Source organism: Thermus sp. CCB_US3_UF1, assembly GCF_000236585.1.
Lineage (GTDB): Bacteria > Deinococcota > Deinococci > Deinococcales > Thermaceae > Thermus.
Map to the genome: position 1 here is coordinate 1,480,546 of NC_017278.1, position 20,143 is coordinate 1,500,688.

At 69.0% G+C, this 20,143-nt stretch carries 20 protein-coding genes and 1 tRNA gene; 7 read left to right on the forward strand and 14 right to left on the reverse strand.

The genetic code is table 11. The features are described from left to right. Position 1: 1 nt before the first annotated feature. From TCCBUS3UF1_RS07340 to TCCBUS3UF1_RS07355, 4 genes are read right to left on the reverse strand one after another with little or no spacing between them, the layout of a single operon-like run. A complete protein-coding gene (locus TCCBUS3UF1_RS07340; protein WP_014515884.1) occupies positions 2-568 on the reverse strand; it encodes a V-type ATP synthase subunit E in 567 nt (188 codons plus the stop codon). 55 nt (positions 569-623) lie between these two features. Further along, a complete protein-coding gene (locus TCCBUS3UF1_RS07345; protein ID WP_041434004.1) occupies positions 624-923 on the reverse strand; it encodes an ATP synthase subunit K in 300 nt (99 codons plus the stop codon). 13 nt (positions 924-936) lie between these two features. Further along, positions 937-2,892, reverse strand: a complete 1,956-nt coding sequence (locus tag TCCBUS3UF1_RS07350; protein ID WP_014515886.1) for a V-type ATP synthase subunit I — start codon at positions 2,890-2,892, stop codon at positions 937-939. Next, positions 2,889-3,203, reverse strand: coding sequence for a V-type ATPase subunit subunit G family protein (locus TCCBUS3UF1_RS07355; protein WP_014515887.1), 315 nt, complete (start codon positions 3,201-3,203; stop codon positions 2,889-2,891). Before TCCBUS3UF1_RS07355 ends, TCCBUS3UF1_RS07350 begins: the two co-directional genes overlap by 4 nt. Before the next feature lie 100 nt (positions 3,204-3,303). On the opposite strand from TCCBUS3UF1_RS07355, the gene TCCBUS3UF1_RS07360 reads away from it, so the two are divergent. Further along, positions 3,304-4,449 (forward strand): class I SAM-dependent rRNA methyltransferase, encoded by a 1,146-nt coding sequence (locus TCCBUS3UF1_RS07360; protein ID WP_014515888.1) that lies wholly within the window; start codon positions 3,304-3,306, stop codon positions 4,447-4,449. On the opposite strand, the gene TCCBUS3UF1_RS07365 is transcribed toward TCCBUS3UF1_RS07360, so the two are convergent. Next, positions 4,397-4,807, reverse strand: a complete 411-nt coding sequence (locus TCCBUS3UF1_RS07365; RefSeq protein WP_041433820.1) for a hypothetical protein — start codon at positions 4,805-4,807, stop codon at positions 4,397-4,399. The genes TCCBUS3UF1_RS07360 and TCCBUS3UF1_RS07365 overlap by 53 nt on opposite strands. Before the next feature lie 42 nt (positions 4,808-4,849). Here TCCBUS3UF1_RS07365 and TCCBUS3UF1_RS07370 point away from each other — a divergent pair, with 42 nt between their 5' ends. The 6 genes from TCCBUS3UF1_RS07370 to TCCBUS3UF1_RS07395 are packed head-to-tail and all read left to right on the forward strand — an operon-like array spanning position 4,850 to position 11,212. Further along, a complete protein-coding gene (locus TCCBUS3UF1_RS07370; RefSeq protein WP_014515889.1) occupies positions 4,850-5,059 on the forward strand; it encodes a DUF3248 domain-containing protein in 210 nt (69 codons plus the stop codon). Next, on the forward strand, positions 5,056-5,427 hold the full coding sequence (locus TCCBUS3UF1_RS07375) for a DUF3809 family protein (protein ID WP_041433821.1): 372 nt from the start codon (positions 5,056-5,058) through the stop codon (positions 5,425-5,427). Before TCCBUS3UF1_RS07370 ends, TCCBUS3UF1_RS07375 begins: the two co-directional genes overlap by 4 nt. A 21-nt stretch (positions 5,428-5,448) precedes the next feature. Beyond that, complete coding sequence (locus tag TCCBUS3UF1_RS07380; protein WP_014515891.1) at positions 5,449-6,123, forward strand: metal-dependent hydrolase; 675 nt, start codon at positions 5,449-5,451, stop codon at positions 6,121-6,123. Further along, positions 6,116-6,943, forward strand: coding sequence for a serine/threonine-protein kinase (locus TCCBUS3UF1_RS07385; protein WP_014515892.1), 828 nt, complete (start codon positions 6,116-6,118; stop codon positions 6,941-6,943). The genes TCCBUS3UF1_RS07380 and TCCBUS3UF1_RS07385 overlap by 8 nt, the downstream gene beginning before the upstream one ends. A 2-nt stretch (positions 6,944-6,945) precedes the next feature. After that, complete coding sequence (locus tag TCCBUS3UF1_RS07390; RefSeq protein WP_014515893.1) at positions 6,946-8,844, forward strand: AMP-binding protein; 1,899 nt, start codon at positions 6,946-6,948, stop codon at positions 8,842-8,844. Positions 8,845-8,848: 4 nt separating this feature from the next. Beyond that, positions 8,849-11,212: a hypothetical protein gene (locus TCCBUS3UF1_RS07395; protein WP_014515894.1), complete on the forward strand. Its 2,364-nt coding sequence runs from the start codon at positions 8,849-8,851 to the stop codon at positions 11,210-11,212. Here the strand turns inward: TCCBUS3UF1_RS07395 and murJ are convergent. The 9 genes from murJ to TCCBUS3UF1_RS07440 form a co-directional block, all read right to left on the reverse strand. Next, positions 11,163-12,650 (reverse strand): murein biosynthesis integral membrane protein MurJ, encoded by a 1,488-nt coding sequence (murJ, locus tag TCCBUS3UF1_RS07400; RefSeq protein ID WP_014515895.1) that lies wholly within the window; start codon positions 12,648-12,650, stop codon positions 11,163-11,165. The two genes, TCCBUS3UF1_RS07395 and murJ, sit on opposite strands and share 50 nt — an antisense overlap. Then, positions 12,640-13,710 carry a hypothetical protein gene (locus TCCBUS3UF1_RS07405; protein ID WP_014515896.1) on the reverse strand — a complete coding sequence of 357 codons (1,071 nt, stop codon included), beginning with the start codon at positions 13,708-13,710 and terminating at the stop codon, positions 12,640-12,642. The genes murJ and TCCBUS3UF1_RS07405 overlap by 11 nt, the downstream gene beginning before the upstream one ends. 41 nt (positions 13,711-13,751) lie before the next feature. Then, positions 13,752-13,839 (reverse strand) — tRNA-Leu (locus TCCBUS3UF1_RS07410). Between the two features lie 14 nt (positions 13,840-13,853). Beyond that, complete coding sequence (locus TCCBUS3UF1_RS07415) at positions 13,854-15,008, reverse strand: LCP family protein (RefSeq protein WP_014515897.1); 1,155 nt, start codon at positions 15,006-15,008, stop codon at positions 13,854-13,856. A 35-nt stretch (positions 15,009-15,043) separates the two neighbouring features. Next, positions 15,044-16,051, reverse strand: coding sequence for a S8 family serine peptidase (locus TCCBUS3UF1_RS07420; protein ID WP_231291386.1), 1,008 nt, complete (start codon positions 16,049-16,051; stop codon positions 15,044-15,046). 341 nt (positions 16,052-16,392) lie between these two features. After that, complete coding sequence (locus TCCBUS3UF1_RS07425) at positions 16,393-17,190, reverse strand: helical backbone metal receptor (RefSeq protein WP_014515899.1); 798 nt, start codon at positions 17,188-17,190, stop codon at positions 16,393-16,395. Continuing rightward, complete coding sequence (hisD, locus tag TCCBUS3UF1_RS07430) at positions 17,187-18,425, reverse strand: histidinol dehydrogenase (RefSeq protein WP_014515900.1); 1,239 nt, start codon at positions 18,423-18,425, stop codon at positions 17,187-17,189. Before hisD ends, TCCBUS3UF1_RS07425 begins: the two co-directional genes overlap by 4 nt. Before the next feature lie 7 nt (positions 18,426-18,432). Further along, on the reverse strand, positions 18,433-19,029 hold the full coding sequence (locus TCCBUS3UF1_RS07435; RefSeq protein ID WP_014515901.1) for a hypothetical protein: 597 nt from the start codon (positions 19,027-19,029) through the stop codon (positions 18,433-18,435). A gap of 4 nt (positions 19,030-19,033) precedes the next feature. Next, positions 19,034-20,086, reverse strand: coding sequence for a hypothetical protein (locus TCCBUS3UF1_RS07440; protein WP_041433823.1), 1,053 nt, complete (start codon positions 20,084-20,086; stop codon positions 19,034-19,036). Positions 20,087-20,143: the final 57 nt, after the last annotated feature.

Sequence of the window (20,143 nt, forward strand, 5' to 3'; positions counted from 1 at the left end):
CCTAGCCCCAAAGCGCCTGGGCCACCTGGGAGGAAAGGGCATCCCAAGCCCGCTCCAGGCGGCTTTCCAGGGCGTTTTCCACCTGGGCCTTACCCCCCTTGCCGAGCACCCGCACCCCCAGGCGCAAAGCCGGGTCGGGGCGCAGCTCCAGGCCCCGTTCCCGGGCCAGGGGCTCCAGGTGGGGTAGGTTCTCGGGGTGGGAAACCAAGGCCTCGGGCTCCGCCAGGGCGGCCAAGGCCTCTTCCGAGAGCTTCCTCAGGACCTCCGGCCACTCGGGCTTGCCCGGGAGGGCCCCAAGGGCCTCCCGCGCCTTGGCCTTCACCTGGGCCAGCACCTCCCCCTTGGCCTCGGTGCGGGCGGTGGCCAAGAGGAGTTCCCCAGCGCTTTCCGCCCGGCGGATGGCCGCCTGGAACTGGGCCTCAAGGGCCCGCTTCTTGCCTGCCAGGAGGGCTTCCGCCTTGGCCTTGGCCTCGGAACGCAGGGCCTCGGCCTTGGCCTTGGCCTCGCCCAAGAGGCCCTGGATCTCCGCCTCCACCTCCTGGCTCAGGATGGCTTCCAGTTTGGACATCGTCCCTCCTTGGGAAAAGGCCCCGCCCCCATAGGGGCAGGGCCCAAGAAGCCCATTAGAGCTTGCCGTTCAGGATGAAGGCGATGAGCAGGCCGAAGATCACCAGGGTCTCGGGCAGGAGCAGGAAGATCAGGGCGGTACCGAAGTTGCCCCGGTCCTCGGCGATGGCCCCCACGCCCGCCGCACCGATGCGGGCCTGGGCCACGCCGGTGCCAAGGGCGGCTAGGCCCACGGCCAGGCCCATGCCCACCGCGATGAGACCCCGGTCCAGACCCCCAGAGGCAGCCGCCTCCTCCGCCGCAAAGGCCAGCGCGCCAAAGACCGCCACCAGAACCAGAACCAAAAGCTTCTTCATCATCTTTCCCTCCCTATTGCGTCTCGCGGACGCTTTTGAACGGCCGGTAAGGCCTGCCGTTCTCCTCGTAGAAACCGAACTTGGTGAAGAACTCCACCCAGATGAGACGGATGGGCTGGAGCATGTGGCCCAAGGTGGTGAGGAGAAGGATGAGAAGGTGCAAGAGGGCCGCCACCGCCAAGCCCAGCAGGGTGCCGATGAGGCCCAGCTCCGCCATGGCGAAGCCCACATCGGTCAGGAGGCCCGCCAGGATGCCTCCTGCCGCCCCCACGGCATAGATACGGATGTGGGAGAGGATATGGCCCGCCTGGGTGAAGATCTCCGGGATCATGAGCCAGATGCGGCTCATGAGGACCGACAAGAAGAAGACCGCAAAGCCCAGGTACATGAGGGCCGTCAGCCAGCCCGCCTGGAGGTTACCCAGGTAGCCCGCCGCCAGGGCCAGGATGCCCACCAGCCCGCCCAAGTAGCCCACGCCTTCCCAGAAGTGGGCCATGTGGTGGTGCTTGAGGCCCAGGTAGGCCCTAAGGAGAAGCCCCCAGAAGACCATCACCACCCCGAAGGCCACGGAGAGGAGGATGAGGAGGTTGGCGGTCTTGGCGGTGTCAATGCGGTGGATGAGGATGGGGATGAGGCCGGGGTGCTCGGGGGTGCCGAAGACCCCCAGGTGCTCCAGGAAGGTGCCGAAGAACTCCCCATAGACCACCCCCCAGACCACGGTCCAGAAAACCATCCAGTTCAGGATATAGACCAACTTGGAGAGGACAGGGGGCTTAAGCTTGAGGGCAAAGAGGTCAATGACCAGGGGCTCGTTGCGCTTGACATAGCCCGAAAGCCAGCGCCCGAGGAGGAGGAACAAAAGGGCATACCCGATGTCCCCCACGATCATGCCGAACCAGAAGGGGAAGAAGATGGGGACCACCGGGGTAGGGTCCAGGGAGCCGTACTTGGGGGTGTTGAGGAAACTCACCAGGAGCTCAAAGGGCCGCACCCAGGGCGGGTTGTCCAGGGCCACCGGCACCCGGTCGGCCTCGTGGTGCTCGTCCACGGGCTCAAAGGCGTAAACCACCCCGTCCTTGTGCCGGGCCAGGGCCTCCTCCACCCGGCCCTTGGCCTTCACGGGCACGTATCCCAAGAGGGCGAAACCGAAGCGCCCCGAGGCCAACTCCTCCAGGGCCTTGAGCCGGGCCACCTCGTCCTTGGCCCGGGTCCAGAGGCTTTGCAGGGTGGAAGTGGCCTCGGCGGCCAAGCGGAAGAGGGCCTGCCGCACCTCGGAAAGCTCCCGGGGGGCAGCCTCGGCCCGCTCCTTGAGCCTTTGGGCCGCCTGGGAGAGGGGAAGTTCCCCGTAGGCCCCGGGGAGGCGGAGCTCGGCCATGCCCGCGCGGGAGAGGGCGGCCTTGGCCGCCTCCAGGTCCTTGCGGTGGACCACCAAGAGGGCGGCCAGGCCCTTGGCGTAAGCCTCGGTGGCCAGGAGGAAACGGTCCTCCAGGGCCCGCTTCAGGGCCTCCTCCACCAGGGGAAGCTCCTTTTCCGTGAGCAAGAAGGCCAGGACGCGGAAAAAGGGGCTCTGGTCCAGGCCCTGGGCCAAGGCGGCCAGCTTGCCCAAGGGCTCCAGGTAGGCCTGGGCCAGGGCCAGCTCCTCCTCCAGCTCCTGTTTCTGCCGGGAAAGCCCTTCGGCGTGGCCCTGGATGGGCGCAAGAGCCCTTTCCGCCGCCTCCAGCCCCTCCGGGAAGGGCCTTGCGGGCTCAGCTTCCCGACCCAGGAGGGCCAGGCTGTGCTCCGCCCCCGCGGCCACCGCCTCCCAGCGCCTCAGCTCTTCCCGCTCCCCGGGGGAGAGCCGGTACTCGGCAAGCTCCTCCACCCGGAGGGTTTCCAGGTGGACCACCCCTGCCCCCTGGAGGCTTTGGAGAAGCTCCTTGGCCCGGCCCTTGGGCCCAGCCAGGACCAGCTTCTCCATGGGGGCGATCACGGCACGACCTCCTTCAGGACCAGGGCCACGGCCTCCTCCAGGCGGGAGGCGGCCTTTTCCCGAACCCTTTCGGCCTCCGCCGCAGCCTGGGCCCGGTAACGGGCCAGGATGGCCTCGGTCTCCTTGGCCTCCTTGTCCCGGTGCTCCGCCTCCAGGGCTTTGGCCTTGGCCTCCGCCTCCGCCAGGAGGGCCTTGGCCTCGGCCTCCGCTTGGCGCACCAGGCCCGCGGCCTCCTCCTTGGCGGCCTCGAGGCGGGCAAGGAGCTCCCTCTCCTTCTCCGCTAGGGTCTTGATAAGTCCCAGGCCTCCCATTGCCCCTCCTATGTGAAAAGATGCGCAAAATGCGCCCGCCAGCTATGCTACCGACCCTTGGGGCATGCGTCAACCAACCCCGCCTAAGTATACTGAAGCGGTGAGGATTCTCGTCAACGAACGCGGGGCCGAGCGCCTCCTCTCCCGCCACCTCTGGGTCTTCCGCCGCGACGTGCTCTCGGGCCCGGACGAGCCCGGGCTTTTCCCCGTCTATTGGGGCAGGCGCTTCCTGGCCTTGGCCCTGTACAACCCCCAAAGCGACCTCACCGTGCGGGCCTACCGCTTCCGCCCTGCCCATGACCCGGCCCAGGCCCTTCTGGAAAACCTGGAACGGGCCCTCCTGCGGCGGCAAGAGGCCCTGGAACGGGAGCCGCAAGGGGGTTTCCGCCTGGCCCACGCCGAGGGGGACTTCCTGCCCGGGCTGGTGGTGGATTACTACGGCGGCCACATCGTGGTCCAGGCCACCGCCCACGCTTGGGAGGCCCTCCTCCCCGAGGTGGCCGCCCGGCTCAGGCCCCTGGCCCAAAGCCTCCTGGCCAAACACGACGCCAAGGCCCGCGCCCTGGAGGGCCTTCCCCTCTACGTGCGCCCCCTATGGGGCCAGGTGCCGGAGCGGGCCGTGGTGCAGGAGGGGAGGGTGCGCTACCTGGTGGACCTCCAGGAGGGCCAGAAGACCGGGGCTTACCTGGACCAGCGGGACAATCGCATCCTGATGGAAGGCTACAGGGGGGAACGGGCCCTGGATGTTTTCAGCTACGCCGGCGGGTTTGGCCTGCACCTGGCCCTGGGGTTCCGCGAGGTGGTGAGCGTGGACAGCTCCGCCGAGGCCCTGAAGCGGGCCGAGGAAAACGCCCGGCTCAACGGCCTGCCCCTCAAGACCGTCGAGGCCAATGCCTTTGACTACCTGCGGGAGCTGGAAAGGGCGGGGGAGCGGTTTGACCTCATCGTCCTGGACCCTCCGGCCTTCGCCAAGGGGCGGAAGGACCTGGAACGGGCCTACCGGGCCTACAAGGAGGTGAACCTCAGGGCCATCAAGCTCCTCAAGGAGGGAGGGCTTTTGGCCAGCGCCAGCTGCAGCCACCACCTGACCGAGGCCCTTTTCTACCAGATGCTCACCGAGGCGGCCCAGGACGCCCACCGGGCCCTCCGGGTGGTGGAGCGGCGGGGCCAGGGGTGGGACCACCCCATCCTCCTTACCCATCCGGAGACCCATTACCTGAAGTTCGCCCTGCTAGAAGTTCTTTGAGCCTCTCGGCCACCTCCCCGGGGTTGGGCAAGGGCAGGGGAAGGCACTCCCCGCTCCAGAGGAGCAGAAACAGGACCCGTCGCCCCCGGGAAAGGGGACCTGCGGGCCAGAACCCCTCCTCTACCCCCTGGATCTGGTCCAAGGGCAGGGTGCGGGATAGCCCCAAGGGGGGTTGGAGGTGGAGCCGGTCGGGAAAGAGGCGGAACCGCCACCCCCGCCCTAGCCGCCACCAGGGGTAGAGGAGGAAAAGGGCCAAGGGGGAAGCCTCCCCCACCAGGACCCCCAGGACAAGAAGGAGCACCCCGCCCCAGAAGGCCCAGGGGGCCAGTCCGGCAAAGGCCAGGTCCAAGAGGGGCATCCGCCCCATTATCCCACGGGGGCCAGGGGGTAGACTAAGGGGGTGGAGAAGGACCTCTTGGAAGCCCTGGGCCAGCACCTGGTGTGGCGCATTGGCCGGGCGGAGGAGGAGGAGGTGCTGGTGGTCCGGGTGGGCCTGGCCTCGGCCACGCCCCGCTTCCGGGAACTCCCCCGGCTGGTGAACATCCCCGATGCGGAGATCTCCCGCCTGGCCCAGGAGGGCCGGATACGGGTGGAATGGGTGGAAGGATGAAGGCCCGGCTCCGCCTCACCCTCAACGGACACCCCCCGGGGGACCTGCCCCTCGAGGCCCACTGGGAAAGGGACCGGCTCCAGGGCGTGCTGCGCCAGGAAAACCCGGTCCTGGGCGAGCTGGTCCTCCCCTTCGCCTGCCGGCTGGAAGGGGAACGGCTCCGTCCCCTCCCCCTACCCCCCCCTTGCCTGCGGCTGGAAGGCCGGGCCCGTCCGGTCCGGGAGGGCCTGGAACTGGACCTGGACTTGGAACTGGTCCTCCCCCCGGGGCGCACCTGGGGGGAACGGGCTTTCGCCCGGATCGTGGAAACCCTCTTCCTGCGCCACCTGGCAAGCGCCCTTTCCCCAAGGGCGGGCTCTCCGGTATAGTGCCCTCTAAAGGAGGTGCCTATGCTGGAGATCCGGTACCTGGGCCACTCGGCGGTCTGGCTTTCCGACGGCAAGACCAAGGTGGTCGTTGACCCCTTCCTCACGGGAAACCCCATGGCGGCCCTAGGGGTGGCGGAGGTACAGGCGGACCTGATCCTGGTCACCCACGCCCATGGGGACCACTTTGGCGACAGCGTGGCCCTTTCCAAAAAGGGCGGGGTGGTGGTCTCCACCTTTGAGATCGCCACCTATGCGGAAAAGCACGGGGCCAAGAGCGTGCCCATGAACCTCGGCGGCACCTACCGCTTCCCCGGAGGGTGGCTCAAGTGGGTCCCGGCCTGGCACTCCTCCAGCTTCCCCGACGGCACCTACGGGGGGATGCCCATGGGGGTGGTGGTGGAACTGGGAGGCAAGCGGGTCTACCACGCGGGGGACACCGCCCTCTTTTCCGACATGCGCCTGGTGGGAGAGATGGGCCTGGACCTGGCCTTCTTGCCCATCGGCGACCACTTCACCATGGGCCCGGAAGACGCCCTAAGGGCCCTGGAACTCCTGAGGCCCAAGGCGGTGGTGCCCATCCACTACAACACCTTCCCCCCCATCCAGCAAGACGGGGAGGCCTTCGCCCAAAAGGCCCAGGAAAAGGGCGTGGCCGGCCACGCCTTGAAGCCGGGAGGGGTCCTGGTCCTTGAGTAGCCTAAGGCGCAAAGACTTCCGCCTCCTCATGCTCCTGGGCCTGGGGCAGACCGCCCAAGTCTACCTGGCAGAAGGCCCCAAGGGGGAGCGGGTGGCCCTCAAGCTGCCCCGCAAGGAGGTGCGCCAGAACCCGAAGCTGGCCGAGCGCTTCGCCCGGGAGGTGGCCTTCGCCCTTTCCCTCAAGCATCCCCACCTGGTGCGGGGCCTCCACGGGGTGCCCGTGGGCGAGGAGGCCTTTTTGGCCCTGGAGTACCTGGAAGGGGGCACCCTGGAGGAGCGCCTCCTCCAGGGCCCCCTGCCCCGGGAGGAGGCGGTGAGGGCCCTCCTGGAGGTGGGAGAGGCCCTCCTTTTCCTCCACAGCAAGGGCCTCCTCCACCAGGACGTGAAGCCCTCCAACGTCTTCGTCACCCCTGAGGGGTACAAGCTGGGGGATCTGGGTACCCTGCGCCTCCTGGAGGACCGGAGTCCCGAGTACGCGGGAAGCCCCCACTACCTGGCCCCCGAGCTCTTCCTGGGTGGCCTGCCCACCCCCAAGAGCGAGGCCTACAGCTTCGGCGTCATGGCCTACGAGCTTCTCACGGGCCGCCGGCCCTTCCGGGGAGAGAGCCTCGAGGAGCTGAGGAACGCCCACCTCTTCCTCCCCCCACCCCCCACCCACCTCCCCCCGAGGCTGGACCGGGCCCTAAGGCGCCTCCTGGCCAAGCGCCCAGAGGAACGCTTGGACCTCAAGGAGTTCCTAGAGGTGCTGCGCTACCCCGAAGGCCCCCCTAAGGGGGAAAACCCACAAAAGCCCCGGCGGTTTCCCTTCTGGAGGAAATAGGTATGGAACCCGTCTGGTACCCCGATCCCCAAGCCGCCCAAGACACCCGGCTTTTCCGCTTCATGGCCTCCTTGGGCTTCCAGGACTACGAGGCCTTCTACCGCTACAGCGTGGAGGAGGCCGAGGACTTCTACCGCCGCTTCTTCGCCCAGCTGGACCTGCCCTGGCGCAGGCCCTACGCCCAGGTGCTGGAGGGAGGTTTCCCCTTCCCCCGGTTTTTCCCCGGGGGAAGGCTCAACCTGGTGGAGGCGGCCCTGCGCCACCCCGAGGACCGGCTGGCCCTCCTGCACGAGACGGAGGAAGGAGAGGTCCGCGCCCTCACCTACGGGGAGCTCAAGGCCGAGGTGGCCCGGGTGGCCGCGGGGCTCCGGGCCCTAGGGGTAGGGCGGGGGGAGCGGGTGGGGCTTTGGCTGCCCATGGGCCTCGAGGCCGCCGTCCTCCTCCTGGCCACCGCCTGGCTTGGGGCCATCGCCATCCCCATCTTCTCCGGCTATGCCGCCGAGGCCGCCGCCTTACGGCTAAGGGACGGGGAGGCCAGGCTCCTGGCGGTGCAGGACGGCTTCCACCGCCGGGGCAGGCGGGTGGAGCTCCTGGGGGAGGCCCGCAAGGCCCTGGGCCTCGCGGGGACCCCCAGCCTCCTGGTGGTCCGCCGCCTGGGCCTACCCCTCCAGCCGGGGGAGGCGGACTACGGGGCCCTGGCCGGGGAGGCCTTCCCCCCGGAGGAGATGGAGAGCATGGACCCCTTCATGCTCATCTACACCTCGGGGACCACGGGCCGGCCCAAGGGTACGGTCCACTACCACGCGGGCTTCCCCCTGAAGGCCGCCCTGGACCTGGCCCTCCTCTTTGACCTCCGGGAAGGGGACCGCCTCTTCTGGTTCACCGACCTGGGCTGGATGATGGGCCCCTGGGCCATCCTGGGAGGGCTCCTTTTGGGGGGGACGGTTTTCCTTTACGACGGGGCCCCCGACCACCCGGGGCCCGGGCGCCTGTGGCGGATGGTGGAGGCCCACCGCCTCACCCACCTGGGCCTCTCCCCCACCCTGGTGCGGGCCCTCCTTCCCTTGGGGGAGGAACCGGTGCGGGGCCACGACCTCTCCTCCTTGCGGGTCTTGGGCTCCACCGGGGAGCCCTGGAACCTCGAGGCCTACCTCTGGTTCTTCCGGGTGGTGGGGGAGGGGAAGCGGCCCATCGTCAACTACTCTGGGGGCACGGAGGTCTCGGGGGGGATCCTGGGGAACGTCCTCCTCAAACCCATCAAGCCCATGGGCTTCAACACCGCCGTTCCCGGCATGCGGGCCGCCGTCTTGGACGAGGCGGGCAGGCCGGTGGTGGGCCGGGTGGGGGAGCTGGCCGTCCTTGGGCCCTGGCCGGGGATGACCCGGGGCTTCTGGCGGGACGAGGCCCGCTACCTGGAGGCCTACTTCGCCAAGATCCCTGGGGTCTGGGTCCACGGGGACTTCGCCCTTATGGACGAGGAGGGGCATTTCTTCATCCTGGGCCGCTCCGACGACACCCTGAAGGTGGCGGGCAAGCGGGTGGGGCCAGCCGAGGTGGAGACCGCGGCCACCGGCCACCCCGCCCTTAGGGAGTGCGCCGCCATCGGCATCCCTCACCCCGTCAAGGGGGAGGCCATCGTTCTCTTCGCCGTGGTCAAGCCAGGGGTGGAACCCGGGCCCGAGCTGGCGGAGGCGGTGGCCGACCGGGTGGCCGAGGCCCTGGGGAAGCCCCTCAGGCCGGAGCGGGTCCTTTTCGTGCCCGACCTGCCCAAGACCCGCAACGCCAAGGTGATGCGCCGCCTGATCCGCGCCGCCTACCTGGGCCAGGACCCCGGGGACCTTTCCGCCCTGGAAAACCCCGAGGCGGTGGAGGCCATCCGGCGGGTGGCCCAAGGGGGTTAGGCCGGTGCGCCCCTGGGCCCTCCTCCTCCTGCTGGGCCTGGCCTGGGCCGCCCCCCTGGAGGAGGCGCGGGCCCTCTACGCCCGGGGAGAGGTGGGGGCGGCCCTGGAACGCCTCCTGCCCCTCCTGGAGGGGTATGACCCCCCGGAGGAGGCCCTCTTGCTGGCGGGCTTGGCCCAATACCGCCTGGGGCGCCTGGAGAAGGCCCTCTTCACCTTCAGCCGCCTGGTGGGCCTCCTGAAGGGCGGGGGCGAGGCCCTCTACGGCTTCGGCTTGGTCCTGAGGGCCCTAGGGGACCTCGAGGGGGCAAGAAGCGCCCTGGAGGGGGCGAGGAGGCAGGGCTACCCGGAGGCCGAGGCCATCCTGAAAACCCTCCCCCCACCCCTGCCCCCCAGCCCCAAGGCCCGGAAGGCCCCACCCCCCTTCGCCGCCCAAGAAGGGCGCTTCCTGGTGGGGGGGCAGCCCCTCCAGGTGCGGGGGGTGAACCTGGGGGTGGCCCTGCCGGGGCGTTTCCCCGCCGAGTTCCCCGAGGAAGAAGCCCTTTACCGGGCCTGGCTAGAGCTCCTCTCGGCCATGGGGGCCAACGCCGTACGCACCTATACCCTGCTGCCCCCAGCCTTCTACCGGGCCCTCCTGGGCCACAACCGCCTCCACCGGGCGCGCCCCCTCTACCTCTTCCAAGGGGTCTGGACGGAGCTACCCGAGGACGAGGGGTACACGGACTGGGAGGGCCCCTTTTTGGAGAAGTTCCTCCTGGAAGGCCGGGAGGTCCTGGACGCCCTCCACGGCCAGCTGCGCCGTTCGCCGCGCCCCGGGCACGCCCACGGGGACTACACCGCCGACGTCTCCCCTTGGACCCTGGGCCTCCTGGTGGGGCGGGAGTTTGAGCCCTACTCGGTGGAGGCCTACAACCGGCGCCACCCGGGCAAGGCCTACCGGGGGCGGTTTGTGGAAGCCGTCCCCGGGGCCAGCCCCTTCGCCGCCTACCTGGCCGAGGTCCTGGACCGCCTGGCCGCTTACGAGTGGGAGGCCTACGGGACGGTGCGCCCCTTGGGCTTCGTCAACTGGCCTACCCTGGACCCCCTCACCTGGCCCAGCGAGTCCAGCCTGTGGGAGGAGTACGCCCTGCGCCGGGCCCGGGGGGAGCGGGTGGACCCCCCGCGAAGCGGCCCCCTGCACGAGGAGGACACGGTTTCCCTGGACCCCACCCACCTGAGGCCCACCCCCGGCAGCCCGGTAAGCCTCTTCGCCGCCTACCACGTCTACCCCTACTACCCAGACTTCCTGGTCAACGAGCCGGGGCTGGCCCCGGAGCGCTACCGCCGCTACCTGGAAAGGTTGAAGGCCCACCACCACCCCATGCCCCTCCTCATCGCCGAGTTCGGCCTGCCCAGCAGCCGGGGGATCGCCCACTTCCATCCCCAGGGCCTCCACCACGGGGGGCACTCGGAAGAGGCCCAGGCGGAAGGGGTTTTACGGCTCTGGAAGGACATCGCCGGGCTGGACCTGGCGGGCGGCATGGTCTTCGCCCTCCTGGACGAGTGGTTCAAACGCAACTGGCTCTTCATGGCCTGGGAAAGCCCGGAGCGGGACCCCTTTTGGCATAACCTCCTGGACCCCGAGGAGAACTATGGCCTCCTGGCGGCCACGGCCCCAAGCCCCTTTCGCCTGGACGGGAAAGCCCAGGAATGGGAAGCGGTCCCCTTCCTCCTCCGGGAAGAGGGGCGCTTCCTCAAGGCCAAGGCCGACCCCGAGTACCTCTGGCTCCTCTACCGGGGCCCCCTGCCCCTCCGGCTCTACCTGGACACCGTACCCGGGGGGGTTCCGGTGGCCGAGGGCTTTGGGGCCGAGTTTCTGGTGGAGGTGGGCCTCGAGGGGGGCCGGCTTTGGGTGGAGCGGGGGTACTACCCCTTCCAGGAGCTGGACTACGGGCTTCCAGGCACCGCCTACCTGAGCTTCCGCGGGCCCAGCAAGCCCGGCACCGGCCCCCTGGTCCCCTTTCTTCTGGAGCCCAACCGCCGCCGCACGGGCCGGGACGGGGCCGAGTACCCTAGGGTGGTTTACGAGCTGGGCCAGCTGCGGGAGGGAAGGGACCCCGAGGGCCACCGCGACCCCACGGCGGACTACGTCCTGGGGGAAGGGGGCCTTCTGGAACTCCGCCTCCCCTGGGGGATGCTCCTCCTGGCCGACCCCAGCCAGCGCCTGGCCTGGTACGAGCCCAAGCCCATCCCCCTCGAGGGCCTCCGCCTCCTTTGGGAGGGGGGGCAACCGGTGGGCTTCTCCTGGCCCACCTGGGAAGAGCCCGCCTTTACCCTCCGGCTCAAGCCCCTCTACTTCCGCCTGAAAGGCTTCTGGGGAGAAGCTCCTTAAGGGGAAGGCCCAAGAACCGGGCGGCCAGGGCGAAGAAGCCCACCCCAAGGGCTCCGCCCAGAAGGAGGGGGGATAGGGCCTTCAGGGCCTGGGCGGCGGGCCAAAAGCCGGCCAGGACCAGCCCGGGCAAGGCCGCAAGAAGCCCCGCCCCAAAGGCCTTGAGGAGAAGGCCCGGCAGGAAGGGGGCCTCCACCCCTTCCCGCCGGAGAAGCCGCAGGTAGAGGGCAAGCCCCAGCCAGCCGGCCAAGGCCGTGGCCAGGTTGAGGAGGAATAGGCCCCCATCCCGCAAAAGCCAGTAGCCCAGGGTGTTGCTGAGGAAGACCACGGCGCTGGCCCAAACCGCCTCCCGCACCCGCCCCAAGGCGTAAAGCCCGCGGAGAAGAAGGGTGTTCACCCCCCAGGGGAGGACGGCCAGGCCCATGGCGGCCAGCACCTGGGCGCTGTAGGCCCGGTTCTCCGGGGTCAGGGGGCCGAAGAGGCCGAAGAGGAGGACCACCACGTAGGGGCTTAGCCCAAGGAGAAGCCCCCCCAGGAGGGCCAGGACCAGGCTCAAGCGCTTGAGGGGCGCCTCGAGGAACCGGGCAAGCTCCTCCCCCTTGAGGGCGCTCATCCGGGGAAAGAGGGCGATGGCGGGGGAGGTGGCGAAGAGGCCCAGGACCATCTGGAAGACCACCTCGGCGTTGTAAAACCCCGTGACCGCCGCCGGGGGGTAGCGGGTGAGGATGTTGGTGAGGACCAGGTTCAAAAACTGACGCAAGGAGGTGGTGAAGGCGAAAGGCCCCATGCGCAGGAGGGCTGGGGCAAAGGCCTGGTGCCAGCGCCACTCCAGGCGGAGGCCCCGCAGAAAGGGCAGCTGGATGGCGGCCTGCAAAAGCCCTCCCAGGGCCACGGAAAGCCCCAGGGCCGTGGGGTTCCCGGGAAAGAGGGCCATGAGGCCGATGGCCGCCAGGTTGAAGGCCACGGGGCCCAAGGCGTAGGGCAGGAAACGCTCTTCCGCCTGCAAAAGGGCGGAGAAAAGGGCGGCCAGGGAGATGCCGAGGAGGAAGGGGAGGAGAAGCCGGGTGAGGTAGACCACCTGGGCAAAGGCCTCCCCCTCCCGCAGGTGGCTTCCCGGGGCCACCAGAAGCCCCACCACCCAGGGGGCGAGGAGGTAGCCTAGGCCCAGGACCAGGAGGTTCACCCCCAGGAGGAAGGCGGCGAAGCGGCGGGCGAAGACCCGGGCCTCCTCCTCGGGCAAAGCCTTCAGAAGGGGGATGAGGGCGTTCTGCACCGCCCCTTCCGCCAGCAGCTCCCGGAGGAGGTTGGGCACCCGGTAGGCCACGTTGAAGGCGTCCTTGAGGGCATCGGGGAAAAGGGCGTTGAAGACCGCTTGGCGCAGGAGGCCCAAGACCCTCGAGGCCAGGGTGCCCCCCATGACCAGGAGGACCTTACGCAGCATGGCCCTCCAGAACCTCCTGGAAAACCTCTATAAAGTTTGCCTGGTTGACCACGGTAAGGCCGTGGAGGGCGGAAAGCTCCTTGGCCCGGGCCTTGTCCATGCCCAGAAGGACCAGGAAGCTCTCCCGGGCGGTAAGGCCGAGGACCTTTTTTAGCCCCGCATACTTGGCGATGTGGGCCTGGAAGTCCCCGGTCTTGGCCTCAAACCAGAAGAAGCGCTCCCCCACCCGCACCAGCACGTCCAGTTCCATGGCCTCCCCGCCCGGCAGGGTCACCTGGTACCCCACGGCCACCTCGTGGGGCAGGTTCTTGGAGCGCAGGAACTTGCGCAAGCGCTCGGCCACGTACCGCTCCAGCCAGCCTCCGGTGAGGAAGTTCTGCACAAAGCCCTCGGTGCTGGCCTTGGCCCGGATGCGCCGCTCCTCGTTTTTGTAGTGGTAGCTGGTGAGGAAAGCGTACTGCTTGAGCATGGTGCAGAACTGGGTGGAGTTGGCGATCTCCTCCTGGGTGGCCTCGGAAAGGGAAAGCTCAAACTGGCGCTTGGTGGAAAGGCTCTGCTTCAAGCGTTCGTATAGCTTCTCCAGGCTTGGGTAGCGGTCCCCCAAAAAAAGGGCCAGCCGGGTGAGAACCTTTTCCTTTTCTTCCTCCTCCTGGGGCTTCTTCACCACCTGGATGCCCAGGCCCTTAAGCCACTCCTCCAGGGAAAGGGCTTTGCGGGGCTTGGGGGGTTCTAGGGGCTTGGGGGCCTCGGAGGAAGGGGCCTGGGCCCCCTCCTTGAGGAGGCGCCACATCTCCTGGGCTAGGGCGAAAAACCGGGTCCGTACCGGGTCCTCGTTTCCCTCGAGGCCCGGAGGCAGCAGGCCCGAACGCAGGGTTTCCAGGAGCCAGGCCTCCAGGGCCTCGCGCAAGGCTTCCCGGGTGGCCTCGAGGTGGGGGGCTTCCACCCGAAGACCAAGCTCCGGAAGTTCGGCCACGAACCGCCCCGGCCCCAAGAGGTCGTAGCGGGCCTGGGCCATGGCCTTTTCCAAATAGCGGGTGAGAACGCCCACGGGCCCTAGCATAGCAGCCCAAACGCACAGGCCCCGGGTGGCCCGGGGCCCTTTGGTGCCGGGGACGGGACTCGAACCCGTACGGGGGTATCCCCCCAGCGGATTTTAAGTCCGCAGCGTCTACCGTTCCGCCACCCCGGCGGACGCTTCCCATGCTAACGAAAGGGGGCCTCCTCGCCAAGGCGTAGGGTGAGGTCTGCCCCCAAGACCGCCTCCCCGGAGATGCGGTAGGGCACCCCCAAGGCCCCTCCCAGGGCCTGGGCCAGGAACCCGGGGCCGTTTTCCAGGACCTCGGTACGGGCCGGGACCAGGTCTGAAGGGCGCCTGAGCACCCTAAGGCCCAAACGGTGGAGGCGCTCCCGGGCCCCTTCCGCCAGGGCCTCCTGGCCGGGGCCATAGACCAAGGCCACGGACCGCCCGGCAAGCCCCACCTCCCCCACCTGGACCCCCTCCCCGAAGTAGAGGGCCCGCACCTCCCTTAGGGCCTCCGGGTCCACCTGCCACCCTCCCCCGCCGAAATGGCCGGGGAGGAGAAGGCTCACCAGGACAGGACGCCTTAGGGCAAATCCCAAAAGCCTCCCCTTCTCCTCCCGGGTCAGGTCGGTCCTTACGTAAGGCTCCACCGCGGCCACCACCTGGGGAAGGCGCAAAAGCCCGGCGGGGGAAAAGATCTGGTCCTTAAGGGCATGGAAGAAGGCCTGTTGCCGCTGCACCCGGCCAATGTCCCCCAAAGCGTCCTTGCGGAAGCGCAGGTATCCCTCGGCCTGGAAGCCGTTCAAGACCTGGCACCCCGGCTCCAGGTGGATCTCCAGCCCCGCCGCCCGATCCCGGTAGCGCATGGGCTTCTCCACGCAAAGGCGCACCCCCCCTAGGGCCTCCACCCCCTTGCGGAGGGCTTCCGTGCTCACCACCAGGTAGCGTTCCGCCCGCACCCCAGTAGCCCGGGCCACGGCCTCCACCATGAGGTTCGGGCCGCCCAAGGGGCTATAGGCGTTCACCTTATGCCCGCCATACCCGGGAAGCTCCACCCAAAGGTCCCGGGGCACGGAGAGGACCGCCACCCGGTTCCTCCCCGGGTCTAGGCGTACCAGCAAGATGGTGTCCGCAAGCCCCCGGAAACGTTCAGGGGCCCGCCGGTGGTAGCCCAGGTACTCCGGGCTGGAACCGTAGACGAGGAGGGTCAGGGGCTCCCGCAGGCCCCCAGGGTGGGGCAGGGCCCCGTGGCGCACCGCAGGGCCCACGAGGGGGTAGGCCCAAAGGCCAAGGGCGATGAGGAAAAGGAGGGCCAAGGGCAAAAGGGCGCGCCGCACGGGGGCTTAGTGTACACCCCGCCAGGTGAGGCGGATTAGGGGAAGCAAAGGGTGGTGTTCGCCATCACCCGGTCCGCCCGCACCAGGCCGAAGCCATAGCCCGTATCGCGCCCAGGAGGGCCTAGGTCCTGGGCCGTGGCGGTTAGGCAAAGGCGGACCTGGTCGGGCGTGGGCCATTGACCCCGGAGTTCCCAGTACTGGGACAGGTACAGGGCCGCTATTCCGCTCACCACAGGGGCAGCCATGGAGGTGCCGCTCCAGAGGACATAGCCGTCTTGGTCGGATGCACCCCAAACACCCTCCCCTGGAGCCACCAGGTCTAACTCGGGTCCACAGTTGGAGAAACGGGACTTTTGGCGGGAAGCGTTCACCGAGCCCACGGCAAGGGTGCTTGGGGAGCTTGCGGGGTAAAGCAAACCCTCTCCACCGCCGTTGCCAGCAGCGGCTACCAGGACCACCCCCTGGCTGCGGGCCTGAACCAAGGCGCTCTCCAGAACCGGATCGGAAGCCGGGCCGCCCAGGGAAAGGTTGATCACCTTGGCACCCAGGGCCACCGCCTTATCCACCGCCTGGGCCACGTAGGAAGTGAGCATCTCGCCGTCTTCGGAACGGGCCGCCTTGAGGGGGAGGATCCTGCCCCCCCACGTGACCCCAGCCATGCCTTTGGCATTGTTGGTAGCGGCCCCCAGGATGGAGGCCACCGCTAGGCCATGGCCCCGCCCGGCAGGAAGAGGGATATCGTCCAGGGGGTCCGCATCCCCATCAGCCAGATCCAGGGTTTCCCCAGGGGGCAGATACCATCTGCCAGCCATGTCCTCGTGGGGCAAATACCCCGTGTCCACCACGGCGAGGATTAGGCTAGGATCGCCCGTGGAGGCGTTCCAAGCCGCCTCGAGGCCCACGAGGCCATTGAGCAGGGACTTTTGGCGATCCTCGTAATGGGGATCGTTAGGAAGGGCTAGGGGCCGGTATATGTAGTTGGGCTGCACCCACCTAGCCCCCGCTCGCAGAAGGGCCTGGGCCGTGGCGCGTTCCTGGCCCACGCGCGTTCGGACGCGGAAAAAGCTAGAGCCCACCTTTCCCAAGGGTTGAATCCCTTCCACTTGGGCTAAAAGGGCCTGGGGCGCCACGCCCCCAAAGAGCACCAGGAGCTCACCCAGGGCATAGGGGGAAGAAAAATCCCCAAGACCTTGAAGGCCAAGCAGGTCATGGCCTTGGGCAGAAAGGGCTTTGCCGCTGGCCCGGGGGGTACACCCCCCTTGGGGCGGTGGAGGCGGTGGGGCTTGGAAGCAAGCCGAGAGCACCAAGACACCGCCCAGGAGGAGCCCCAGAAGGGCCAAAGGCTTCATGCTTCCCACTTTACCCCCCAGAGGATGCCCCCGGCTTAAGCCTGGGCTAAGGTAGCCTCGAGGCGGGAGGCCAGCTTTTCCAGAAAGCCGAAGAACATGGGGCCGTAGTGGGCCAGCTCGTCCCCATCGGTGGCGGCCACAGGGAGGTCCCAGCCCCGGGCCGCCGCCAAGGCCCGGGCCTTCTCCAGGGGGTTCCTGCCCCAGGGTTTGGGCTCATAAAGGAAGAGGTCGGGCTTGCGCCTTTTCACCTCCTCCAGGTCGGGGACGAAGTAGGCCTGGGGCACGTCCAGGAAGATGGGCCTGAGGCCCAGGTGGAGAAGGGCCTGGGCGATGTAACTCCCCCGGCCCACGGTGATGGGCCCTCCCAGGTCCATCTCAAAGTAGACCCTCAGGCCAAACCGCCCCCTGAGGGCAGCGTAACGGAGGGCGAGCCCGTGGGCCAGGGCGTCCGCACGGTCCTCGAGGTCCAAAAGGTGCCCCAGGGTGGAGAGGTTTTCCAGGATCCCATACGGGCTTGTGGGCAAGGGCACGGCGTAGACGGGAAAGCCCTCCTCCTTAAGCCTTAAGGCCTGCTCCCGCTGCACCCCGGTGGAGAGGAGGACGAGGTCGGGGCTTAGGCGCCTTAGGAGCTCGGTGCGGGTCTTGGTGTAGGAGGAGAGCACGGGCAGGGAGAGCACCTGGGGGGGGCGGTGGCAGAAGGCGCTCCGGCCTATAAGCCTCTCCCCCACCCCCAGGGCGAAGAGGGCATCGGTGAGGTTGGGCGCCAGGCTTACCAGGCGCTCCAGGCGGTCGGGAAGCTCCAGGGGGCCTAGGAGTTCGTGGAGGATCTTCATTGCCTTAGGTCCAGGGAACGGGCATGCCCCTCCAGGCCCTCGGCCCGGGCCAGAACCGCCCCCTTGGCGGAAAGCTCCCGCACCGCCTTCTCCCCCAGGCCGATCACCGGGATCACCTTGAGAAAGTCCCGCACGGCCAAGCCCCCCTGGAAGCGGGCCGTGCCCGAGGTAGGCATCACGTGGCTGGGGCCGGCGATGTAGTCCCCCAGGGCCTCAGGGCTTCCCTCCCCCAGGAAGACCCCGCCGGCGTTTTGCACCTTGCCAAGCCAAGGCAAAGGGTCGGCGAGGGCCAGGCAGAGGTGCTCGGGGGCGTAGAGGTTGGCCAGGGCCAAGGCCTCCTCCAGGTCCTGGGTGAGAACCAGCCCCCCCCGCTCCAGGGCCTTCCGGGCCATCTCCGCCCGGGGGAGGTCCTGAAGCTGGCGGTAGAGCTCCGCCTCCACCCGCTCTAGGAGGGCCCTATCCGGGGAGAGGAGCCAGGGCTCGGAGTCGGGCCCGTGCTCCGCCTGGGCCAGGAGGTCGGCGGCAAGGAGCTTGGGCGAGGCGGAACCATCGGCCACCAGCATGGTCTCCGTGGGACCCGCCAGGCCGTCCAGGCCCACCACCCCGTAGACCTGGCGCTTGGCCGCCACCACGTAGGCGTTCCCGGGGCCCACGATCTTGTCCACCCGGGGCACGCGGGCGGTGCCGTAGGCCAGGGCGGCGATGGCCTGGGCCCCGCCCATGGCGAAAAGCCGGTCCGCCCCCGCCACCCAGGCCGCGGCCAGCACCCCGGGGTGGACCCTAGGGGGGCTGGCCACGATCACCTCCCCCACCCCGGCCACCTTGGCGGGAATCACGCTCATGAGGAGGCTGGAAAGAAGGGGGGCGCTTCCCCCGGGCACGTAGACCCCTACCCGGGCCAGGGGCCGCACCAGCTGGCCCAGGACCCCGGCCGCATCCGCCTTCAGGAAGCCGCCCTTGGCCTCCTCGCGGTAGAAGGCCTCAATGCGCTCCTTGGCGGTTTCCAGGGCATCCCGCAGGGCCTCGTCCAGGTCCTCGTAGGCCTGGCGCCAGGCGCGCTTGGGGATCTCCTCCACGGGGTGGCCGTCCAGGTCCAGGCTGAAGCGGTCCAAGGCGGCATCCCCTTCCGCCCGCACCGCCTCGAGGATGCCCCGCACCACCTCCTCCACCTTGGGGTCAAAAGAGAGCCCCCGCCGGGCGAAGCGCTCCCTCACCTCCTCCGCGCGGTAGATCATGCCTCCACTATACCCAGCGGCGGCGGCGCCTCACCTCCTCCACCCCTTCCAGCACGGCCTCAAACACGTGGTCCCCCACCTGCTGGGCCAGGCGCACGGGAAGGTCCTCTTCCAGCTGGACCAGGGTAAGCCCAGGGCGCAGGCGGTAGTGGCGGCGGAGGCGGCCTTCCACCTCGAGGTCGGAAAGCCGCTCCACGTAGGCCCGCCCCCCGGGCATGGGGAAGCGGGCCACCTCCCCGGGCAGGAGCTCTAGGCGGGGGAGGAAGAGGAGGAGGGAAAGGGGGTCGTGGTAGGGGGTGAGGTAGGGCAGGGCCAGGCTCTCCTTGCCCTGGGTGACCAGGACCACCCCCTCCACCTCCAGCCTTTCCACGGTGAAGAGGCGGGCCTCCCGGGCCTCCACCCGCTCGGAGAAGTAGAGGGAGTACCCCTCAGGGTCGGTTTCCGTCTGCCAGCGCTGCCGGGTCTTGGGCAAGGGCAGGTGCACCTCGGCGGTGAGGACGGCCCGCACACCCTTTCCCTGGGGCCGCACCTCCAGCCGACCCTCCCCCGCGGCCTCTCCGGCGAAAAAGTAGCGGTAGCGGTAGGTGGCGGGATGCTCCGTCATGGGCCTAGCGTACCTTGATGGTAAGGGGAGGGCCGGGCACCTCCAGGAGGTAGTCCACCGGGTCCCGCCCCGCCACCCGGATGCGCAGGCGGTACACCCCCGGGCGGTCAAACTCCACCCGGCCAGGGGCGGTGAGGAGGAGGGTTCCTGGGAGCATCCGAGAACCCTCGGGGGCTTCCAGGAGAACCACCTCGGCCTTCTCCGTGGGGGGGTCGGTGCGGAACTCCATCACATGGCCTTCCTGCGGTGCAGGCAGGGGGCGGAGGAGGAAAAGGCCAAGCCCCAAGAGGAGGAGCAGGGCCAAGAGCCCAAGCCCCACCCCACGCCGCCTCCTTGGGGAAGGGGGCTCCATCACGGGGAAAGGGGGCTCCTCCCTCTCCTCTATGCGGATGACGCGGGGGCGGCTGGGGGTCTTCTCCGGGGCAGGCCCTGGGGCCTCCTGGGGTTCGGGCACGGGTTCCACGGAAAGCTGCTTACGGGAAGGCGCGGGCGGGGAGGGCGGCTCGGGGGGAGGGGGGTTTTCTTCCTGGGAAGGTGGGGGGGCGAAGAGGGCCTCGAGGGGCACCTCCCCCCGCTCCACGCCCTCCACCCCCTGCCTTAGGGGAAAATCCGGCCAGCGCTCCCCCGCCAGGGCCCGGGCCAGGCCGGCCAGGGCCTTTTCCGGCTCCCCGGAAAGGGAGGCCAGCCCCACCCCCCCAAGCCACACCCGCTTGCCCTTCACCAGGCAGAGCTCCGGCAAGGGGGCGTAGGCCACCCCCTGGGCCTTCAGGGCCTGCAAGAGCCGGGCCATCTCCTTGAGCCAGAGTTCCAAGCGGCCAGGGTCCGCCACCCCCAGGTACTGGCTTAGGGGCACGGCCCCCAAGGGCCATTCCAGGATCCAGGCCTCCGGGGTGGCCTCCAGGAGGGGCAGGACCCCCTCCATGGCCACCGGGGACCCTTGGGCCCCTTTGAGGACCATCACCGGCATCCCGGTACGGGTGTCCTGGCCCTCGTAGACGGTAATGGTCCCAACATGGGCGAGAATACGCCGCAGCCAATAGGGCCCCAAAACCTCCATCCCCCCAAGTATACGCAGCTCCCGGTGAAGAGGCTTATAATCTGCCAAAGGTAGGGC